The sequence below is a fragment of the Streptomyces flavofungini genome (genome assembly GCF_041028215.1).
Taxonomy (GTDB): domain Bacteria; phylum Actinomycetota; class Actinomycetes; order Streptomycetales; family Streptomycetaceae; genus Streptomyces; species Streptomyces flavofungini_B.
Genome location: NZ_JASKYR010000001.1, coordinates 66,687 through 74,387, shown reverse-complemented (window position 1 = coordinate 74,387; position 7,701 = coordinate 66,687). Strand labels below are relative to the sequence as shown.

Below are 7,701 nucleotides of genomic sequence, written 5' to 3'. Positions count from 1 at the left end.
CCTCCCCCCCCGGCGGATGGTGTCGCACGGCAGCCCTCCCCCTGCTCGCCGCTCTGTAGAAAACCGCTCATGCGGTTTGTACTGTGGAGTACGAATTGGCGGGCGAGTTCTTCATCCGGGATGGAGCCGCTGTGTCGGTGAAGCCATATCCATAATGCGGCGCGACTCGGCGCGTGGGCCATGGAGCGGCTCGGAGCTCGGGAGGGCGCCCCATGGTCAAGCAGGAACGTGCCGTGCGAACCCGCAAGGCGTTGCTCACCGCCGCGGCCGACGGGTTCAGCCGTGCGGGCTACGGTCCCGCCTCACTGCTCGACATCAGCCGCAACGCCGGCGTGACCAGTGGGGCGCTGCACTTCCATTTCCCCACCAAGGCGGCGCTGGCCTCCGCGGTCATGACGGCCGCGGCGCGGCGGCTGCACGAGATGGTGGAGCGCTGCGAGATGCGGATGCGCTCCGGTGGCGCACTGCAGCTGCTGGTGGACGTCGGGCATGAACTGGCCCTTGCCATGCGGGAAGACACGGTCCTGCGGGCCGGATTCGACCTCGACGGCGATCCCGGGTGTCCCAAGGGCGTCGGAGGGGTGCGCCATCTCCTGTGGGGGTGGATCAGCGCGACGCTGGAGAAGGCGGACAAGGCGGGGGAGTTGCGGCAAGGGGTGCCGGTCGACCAGGTGGCGAGGGCCGTCTTCGCGAGCACGGTGGGATTCCAGATGCTCGGCAGGCAGGACCCGACCTGGGTCTCACGGCGGATGCAGACCCGGTTCTGGAGCCTGGTGCTCCCGCAGATCGCGGCCGGACGGCGAGGCCTGAGCGCGGCGGGCTCCTGAGTGCGCGGCGTCCGTCCGGCCGCATGGTGAGCGCCCGCCCGGCGTATGCGGAATGAGGAACGCGAGCGGGATCGCGACCGGCGGCGGAGGTGTTCAACCTCTAGTTTCACAAAAGAAACCGGTGGACCCGTATATTTTATGGCACCCTTCGATCACGCTCATTCACCGTTGAACTGCCGGGAAGAGGGAAACCCATGACCCTGCTCGTTCGCCAGCAAGAGCACAGTGCCGTATCCGCCCCTCGGGCAGCGCACGACCTGCCCAGGCTCACCACCACGGTTCCCCGGGAGTACGTCCACCGTGCCGGGCACGCCGAGGTGTTCCTCACCGGGTGCCGCCGCCTGGACAACGACCGGTTCGCCCTCACCGGGCAGTGGCCGCGCGCGCACACCTTCTTCACCGACGCGGACGGCACGCGGCACGACCCCACGCAGGCGGCGGAGACGATCCGCCAGGTCGGTCTGCTGCTCGCGCACTCGGAGTTCGGGGTGCCCCTGGGCCATCAGTTCCTGCTGCGAGACATGGAGTACTCGGTCAACCCGGACGAGCTGGAAATAGGCCCCGGCCCCAGTGAACTGACGCTCCTGGCCCTCTGCACCGACGTGAAGTGGAGAGGCGACCGGGTCACGCAGTTCGCCATGGCGATCACCATCGAGCGCGATGGACGGCACGTGGCGGCCGGCAGCGGACACTTCTCCTGCATCGCCCCCGCCGCCTACCGCCGGCTGCGCGGAACGGAACGCGTCACCGCCGCGGCCGTGCCCAAACCCCGCTTCCTCACCGTCGATCCACGACGGGTGGGCCGCTCCGGCGCCGCCGATGTCGTCCTGGCGCCTACCGGCCGCCCTGGCCACTGGCTGCTCAGCCCGGACAGGAGCCACCCCATTCTCTTCGAGCACGGCGGCGACCACATACCGGGCATGGTGCTGATAGAAGCGGCGCGACAAGCGGCGTGCGGCCTGCGGGGTGAGGTGTTCGTACCGGTCCAGGTCGCCACCGATTTCCACCGGTACACCGAGTTCGACACCCCGTGCTGGATCGACGCGGTGACCGTGCCCTCCACCCGGCCGGGCATGACCGGCGTCCACGTCACCGGGCACCAGGAGGGCGAGGAGGTCTTCAGCGCCCGGCTGACCGGTTACTGCCGCGGGACCGACGGATTCGCCGACGCACCGGCCGATACGCCCGGAGCATGAGCTGAACGCCCGAAGGACGAGGTATGCGGCAGCGTGTGCTCGCTCTCAGCACGGCGGGGGCGGGGCGGGCCGGGAGATCACCGACGGGGCACCGCCTGAGCCGAGTGTCGCGGTGAGCCCCGCGTCGACGGGGAGCACCACTCCCGTGATCCACCGCGACCTCGGGCCGGCCAGGAACAGCACGGCGTCCCCCACGTCCCAGCCCGTTCCCTCGACGGCCAGCGGCGCCGCGTGCCGCCGCTGTTCGCGGGCGCTCTCGTCGATGCCCTGGGAGTGCACCATCGGGGTGTGGACGTAGCCGGGAGCGACCGCGTTCACCCGGATCCCCTCAGGACCGTGATGGGCGGCCATGGTCCGGGTCAGACCGATCACCGCCGCCTTCGTCGTGGGATAGGCCACCTGCGGGTGGCCGCCGACGAGTCCGACCGCAGAGGACATGTTGATGATCGACCCTCCGCCCTCCGCGCGCATGCGGGGGATGGCGGCCCGGGACATCAGCATCATCGACGTCAGGTTGAGACGCAGGCACGCGTCCCAGTCCTGCGGGTCCACATCGACCACGGTTCCGGCAGGGCCGGCGACACCGACATTGTTGACCAGGATGTCGAGCCTGCCGAAGGTCTCGCAGGTCCGGCGCACCACGTCGGCACACTCCTGCGGGCTGGTCACGTCGGCGGTGACCAGCAGAGCGTCCTTTCCCCGCGCAGCGATGAGGTCCCGGGTCCCGGCCATGTTCCCTGCGGTGGAGTCGACCACCACCACGTGCGCCCCGGCCTCGGCGAGCAGAACCGCCGCGGCCCTGCCGTTTCCGATGCCCGGCGCACGCGAGCCGCCGCCGGTGACGATCGCGACCGCGCCCCCGAGACCGAAGTCGATGGTCATGCCGACCTTCCTTTCCGCACGGTTGGATCCACAACAAGGAGATGCCGCGACGCCCTGAACGCCTCCGCCGGCCGTCAGATCTGCCGCGTGCGGCCGGCCCAGTAGCGCTCGCGCACGGCGCGCTTGAGGACCTTTCCGTTCGCGCTGCGTGGCAGCGCGGTGACGAAGTCCACCTGCTTGGGCGCGCGGATGCTGCCGAGCGTCTTCCTGCACAACGCGATCAGTTCGTCGGCGGACATCCGGGCACCGGGATTGGGCTCCACCACCGCGGTGACCGCCTCTCCCCAGTCGTCGTGCGGAACACCGATCACCGCGCAGTCCTGGACCGCGGGATGGCTCCAGATGACCTGCTCGATCTCGCTCGGGTAGATGTTCAGCCCACCAGAGATGATCATGTCCTTCTTGCGGTCGGTGATGAACAGATAGCCCTCCGCGTCGAAGTGGCCGATGTCGCCGGTGTGCAGCCATCCGTCGACGATGGTCTCGGCTGTCGCGCCGGGTGCCGCGTAGTAGCCCTTCATGACGAGATCGCCGCGTACGCAGACCTCTCCGGACTCCCCCGCGGGGACCCGCTGACCGCTGCCGTCCCGGATCTCGACGGAGACCAGCGGGTACGGGCGGCCGCAGGACGTCAGCCGTTCGTCCGGCGCCACGGACCCGCCCGCGAAATGCTCGTCGGGGCGCATGAAGGACACTCCGGCGAACGCTTCCACCTGGCCGTAACACTCCATCAGTACCGGTCCGAACAGCTCGATGGCCCGCCGGAGCTTCTCGGCCGACATGGGAGCCGCGGCGTACAGCAGGTAGCGCAGGGAGGACAGGTCGCGCTCCGCGAGCCCCGGGGCCTCCATCAGCCGGTAGACGACGGTGGGGGCGAGGAAGAGCTCGGTGACCCGGTGCCGCTCGACGGCGTCGAGGATCGCCGTCGGTTCGGCCCCCGGCAGAAAGACCACCGTGCCACCGCGTGCCGTGGCGGCGAGGCTGATCACGCCGGAGGCATGGCTGAGAGGCAGCGCCGCGAGATCGACGATCGGGTCCCCGGAGCCGTACTGGAACGCCATCATCAGGTGCGCCAGGCAGGTGGACAGCGAGCGGTGCGTATTCATCACCCCCTTAGGCTCACCGGTCGTGCCGCCGGTGGAGGAGATCGCCACCACGTCGTCCATCGCGTAGTGCACGCGCGGTGATGCCGTCGGCAGGCCCCGCGTCCACTCCGCCAGCGAGGGGGCGCCGGCCGCGGCGGTGTCCAGACACACGTAGTGCCTGACCTTCGCCAGCGAGGGCGCCATCTCGGCCACGGCCGATGCCGTCGAGCCGTGGAAGAGGAGCACCTCGCAGTCGAACGCGTCGATCACGCGCCGCAGGTCCGATGCGGGGGTGGCGGGGTTCAGCGGCACCCAGGTGGCTCCGGCCCGCCAGATGCCGAGTACGCCGATCCAGGCACGCGCGTCATTGGGCGACAGCACGCCGACTTTCGTCCCCTGAACGCATCCCGCTCGCGACAGGGCGTGGGAGATCTGGCACGAGAGATCTCCTGCCTCGTCGAACGTCCAGGCCCGCTCACCGCAGACGTAGGCGACCGAGCCCGGAGCGTGCCGTCGGCCTCGGTCGAAGAAGTCGATGATCGCCATTACGCCCCCAGTACCGTGATCGCGGCGACCGCTTCCTCGCCGCCGTAGAATCCGCCGCTGTTCTCCGCGAGCGCGATGCGAGCACCGGACACCTGCCGGATACCGGCCTCGCCGCGCAACTGCCCGACCAGCTCGTACACCTGGGCCAGTCCGGTCGCGCCCAGCGGATGCCCCTTCGCTTCCAGGCCTCCCGACGGGTTCACCGGGATCCGGCCGCCCAACGCCGTCTCCCCGGCCTCGGCGGCCGCACCCCCCGCTCCGGGCTCGCACAGGCCGAGCAGTTCGGTCTGCTGGATCTCGCCGAAGGCCGTGGCGTCGTGCAGTTCGGCCACGTCGATGTCGCGCGGGCCCACTCCGGCCCGCTCGTACGCACGGACCGCCAGCAACGCGCCGATGTGCTGATCCCACGCGTCCTGCGGGTGGACGACGCCGGTGCCGAGCACCTGCGCCAGGACGCGCACCGCCCGGGCCCGCCCGGCCAGCCGCCGCAGCCCCCGCTGCCCGCAGACCACCACGGCGGCCGCCCCGTCGGTGACCGGCGCGCACATCGGCACGGTTAGCGGGAACGACAGGGCGCGAGCGGCGAGGACCTCCTCGATGGTGAAGTCCTTGCGGTGCTGTGCCTTGGCGTTGTGCACGGAGTGCCGGTGGTTCTTGGCAGAGGCGGCGGCGAACTGCCGCTGTGTGGTGCCGAAGCGCCGCATGTGCGCGCGTGCCATGGCCGCGTAGATGTCCATGAAGATGCTGCGACTGCCCGCGTGGGAGTCGTCGCTCTCACCGCCCAGTGCGGTCAGAGCCCGCGCCAGCCCCTCGGGATCCGATCGATCGTACGCGCCTTCGAAGACCGCCATGGTCCTGTCCCGGTCGGCGACGTTCATCTTCTCGGCACCCACCGCCAGCGCGATGTCCACGGCTCCGGCCCGGACCTGGTCCGCCGCCAGATGCAGCGCCGTGGCACCCGTGGCACAGGCGTTCTCGACGTTGTACACCGGTATCCGCTCGAAGCCCATGCCCCGCAGTGCGATCTGGCCGCCCACCATGAGCTGCCCCTGAAGCGCCCCCTGCGTGGTGTTCCCGAAGAAGGCCGCCTCCACGTGACGGCGCTCCAGACCGGCGTCGGCCAGCGCCTCCCGTACGGCCTCCGCCGCCAGGTCCGGCACGCCGCGGCCGTCGTGGCGGGCGAATCTCGTCATCCCCACGCCGGCGATCCATACCTGCTCCGACATGGAGCAACTCCTTGGTCCCAGGGGCCTCCCGCGGGGAGAGACCCGGTCGAATGGATGCTCAGGGGCAGCCGACCACCTGAGCCGCGTAGGAGAGGCCCGCTCCGAAGCCGAGCAGGAGAACCGGAGCGCCGCTGTGGATCTCGGCCCGTTCCACGAGCTTGGACAGGGCGAGGGGGACGCTGGCCGCCGAGGTGTTCCCGGAATCGACGACATCACGGGCAATGACCGCGTTGGCGGCGCCGATCTGCCTCGTCACGGCCTCGATGATGCGCAGATTGGCCTGGTGCGTGACGACGGCGGCCAGCTCGGACGGAGCGACACCGGCCTGCTCGCAGGCCTGGCGCGCGACGGGTGCCAGGGAAGTCATCGCCCAGCGGTAGACGACGTGCCCGTCCTGACGGAACAGGGCGGGCGGGCCGGCCGGCCCCGTGGTGCCCAGGGTGATGGCGGATCCGCGTTCGGGCTGCGAACCCCACACCACCGGTCCGATGAGGCCGGGCCGGGAGGCATCCGCCGCCGTGACGACCGCGGCACCTGCCCCGTCACCGAAGATGACGCAGCTCGAACGGTCCGTCCAGTCGAGGAAGTCGCTCATCTTGTCCGCTCCGACGACCAGGGCGGTACGGCTGCGACCTCCCCGGATGGCGAGATCGGCGGTGGCGAGGGCGTGGGTGAACCCGGCACAGGCGGCGTTGAGGTCGAAGACGGCGGCGGCCGGCACTCCCAGGTGGCGGGCGACCTGGGCGGCGGTGCTCGGCATCCGGTCCACCGCCGTGCACGTCGCGACGAGAACCAGATCGATGTCCGCGGCGTCGACCCCGGCCCGGGCGACGGCTTTGGCGGCGGCCCCGATCGCCATGTCCGCGACGCTTTCGTCCTCGGCGGCGATATGGCGGGTGGTGATACCGACGCGGGACCTGATCCACTCGTCGGAGGTGTCGACCATGGCGGCGAGCTCGTCATTGGTCAGGACGCGGGTCGGCAGGTGATGGGCGATCGACAGGATGCGGCCTGCGGTGGTGGCGGTCACGGGTCCTCCAGGGGGTCACGTTGCGGAATGCGAGGGCGCTGCGGCTGCCCGGGCGGCACCGCGCAGCGATGACTCAGAAGGCGCCAGGCGACGGCCCGACAGCGTCTGCCGCGTCCCGCACGGCCGTGCCGGCCAGGGCATCGGTGATCGTCGTCAGCACGTCGGAGACCGCTGAGTGCAGGAAGAAGTGGTCACCGGGCAGAAGGACCAGCCGCGAGCGGTCGCGGGCCTGTCGGAGCCACAGGTGCAGCTTCCCGCTCGCCACGAGCGGGTCCGCCTCGCCGCCGAAGACCGTCAAGGGCACCGCCAGCGGTGTCAGCGCCCGGTACTCGTAGGTCTCAAGGACGCAGAAGTCGGCGCGCAGCGCGGGCAGGAGAAGCTCCATCAGCCCGGCGTCGGCCAGGAGCTCGGGCGGCGTGCCGCCGAGGAAGCGCAGCTCCTCGAGCACATCGGCGTCCGGCGCCGCGTGGATCGGCCGCCGGGTGCGCGGCAGGTCGGGGGCGGCCGTACCGGAGACGAACAGGTGCGCCGGCTGCGGCAGCCCCCGCTCACGCAGCGTCCTGGCCAGTTCGAAGGCGATCAGACCGCCCATGCTGTGGCCGAACAGGGCATAGGGCTGGTCCAGGTGCCCGGCCAGCGCGTCCGCCAGCATCTCGGTGATCAGCGACATCCTGCTCACCGGGGTCTCGCTCCAGCGGGTACCACGGCCGGGAAGCTCCAGCGGGTGAACCCGCACGTGCTCGGGCGCCAGATCGCGCCACGTCCGGTACGCCGACGCGTTCCCGCCCGCGTAGGGCAGGCAGAAGAGACGGGTTCCCGGCTCGTCTCCCGGCTCCGACTGGGCGAACCACGGGTTGGGCATGTGTACCTCTCCTGGGTCGTGTTCCGGCGCGTGGCGTGCCCGCGCGG

Annotated in this window: 7 protein-coding genes; 2 read left to right on the top strand and 5 right to left on the bottom strand. The window is 70.8% G+C overall.

What is annotated here, in order from left to right:
- Positions 1 to 212: 212 nt before the first annotated feature.
- Together AB8Z36_RS00220 and AB8Z36_RS00215 are read left to right on the top strand one after the other, a co-directional pair.
- Positions 213 to 827 carry a ScbR family autoregulator-binding transcription factor gene (locus tag AB8Z36_RS00220; protein ID WP_369211101.1) on the top strand — a complete coding sequence of 205 codons (615 nt, stop codon included), beginning with the start codon at positions 213 to 215 and terminating at the stop codon, positions 825 to 827.
- 194 nt (positions 828 to 1,021) lie between these two features.
- Positions 1,022 to 2,023, top strand: coding sequence for a ScbA/BarX family gamma-butyrolactone biosynthesis protein (locus AB8Z36_RS00215; protein ID WP_369211100.1), 1,002 nt, complete (start codon positions 1,022 to 1,024; stop codon positions 2,021 to 2,023).
- Positions 2,024 to 2,068: 45 nt separating this feature from the next.
- Here AB8Z36_RS00215 and AB8Z36_RS00210 read toward each other — a convergent pair whose 3' ends face one another.
- The 5 genes from AB8Z36_RS00210 to AB8Z36_RS00190 form a co-directional block, all read right to left on the bottom strand.
- The gene (locus AB8Z36_RS00210) at positions 2,069 to 2,905 is read right to left on the bottom strand and encodes an SDR family NAD(P)-dependent oxidoreductase (protein ID WP_369211099.1); all 837 of its coding nucleotides are present in this window, start codon (positions 2,903 to 2,905) and stop codon (positions 2,069 to 2,071) included.
- Positions 2,906 to 2,979: 74 nt separating this feature from the next.
- Complete coding sequence (locus AB8Z36_RS00205) at positions 2,980 to 4,536, bottom strand: class I adenylate-forming enzyme family protein (protein ID WP_369211098.1); 1,557 nt, start codon at positions 4,534 to 4,536, stop codon at positions 2,980 to 2,982.
- Positions 4,536 to 5,762: a thiolase family protein gene (locus tag AB8Z36_RS00200; protein WP_369211097.1), complete on the bottom strand. Its 1,227-nt coding sequence runs from the start codon at positions 5,760 to 5,762 to the stop codon at positions 4,536 to 4,538. Before AB8Z36_RS00200 ends, AB8Z36_RS00205 begins: the two co-directional genes overlap by 1 nt.
- 58 nt (positions 5,763 to 5,820) lie before the next feature.
- Positions 5,821 to 6,792 (bottom strand): beta-ketoacyl-ACP synthase III, encoded by a 972-nt coding sequence (locus tag AB8Z36_RS00195; RefSeq protein ID WP_369211096.1) that lies wholly within the window; start codon positions 6,790 to 6,792, stop codon positions 5,821 to 5,823.
- 73 nt (positions 6,793 to 6,865) lie between these two features.
- A complete protein-coding gene (locus tag AB8Z36_RS00190) occupies positions 6,866 to 7,654 on the bottom strand; it encodes a thioesterase II family protein (RefSeq protein ID WP_369211095.1) in 789 nt (262 codons plus the stop codon).
- Between the last annotated feature and the right edge of the window lie 47 nt (positions 7,655 to 7,701).

Coding starts and splice junctions, on each gene's coding strand:
- AB8Z36_RS00220 (WP_369211101.1), top strand. CDS start 213: ATGGTCAAGCAGGAACGTGCCGTGCGAACCCGCAAGGCGTTGCTCACC.
- AB8Z36_RS00215 (WP_369211100.1), top strand. CDS start 1,022: ATGACCCTGCTCGTTCGCCAGCAAGAGCACAGTGCCGTATCCGCCCCT.
- AB8Z36_RS00210 (WP_369211099.1), bottom strand. CDS start 2,905: ATGACCATCGACTTCGGTCTCGGGGGCGCGGTCGCGATCGTCACCGGC.
- AB8Z36_RS00205 (WP_369211098.1), bottom strand. CDS start 4,536: ATGGCGATCATCGACTTCTTCGACCGAGGCCGACGGCACGCTCCGGGC.
- AB8Z36_RS00200 (WP_369211097.1), bottom strand. CDS start 5,762: ATGTCGGAGCAGGTATGGATCGCCGGCGTGGGGATGACGAGATTCGCC.
- AB8Z36_RS00190 (WP_369211095.1), bottom strand. CDS start 7,654: ATGCCCAACCCGTGGTTCGCCCAGTCGGAGCCGGGAGACGAGCCGGGA.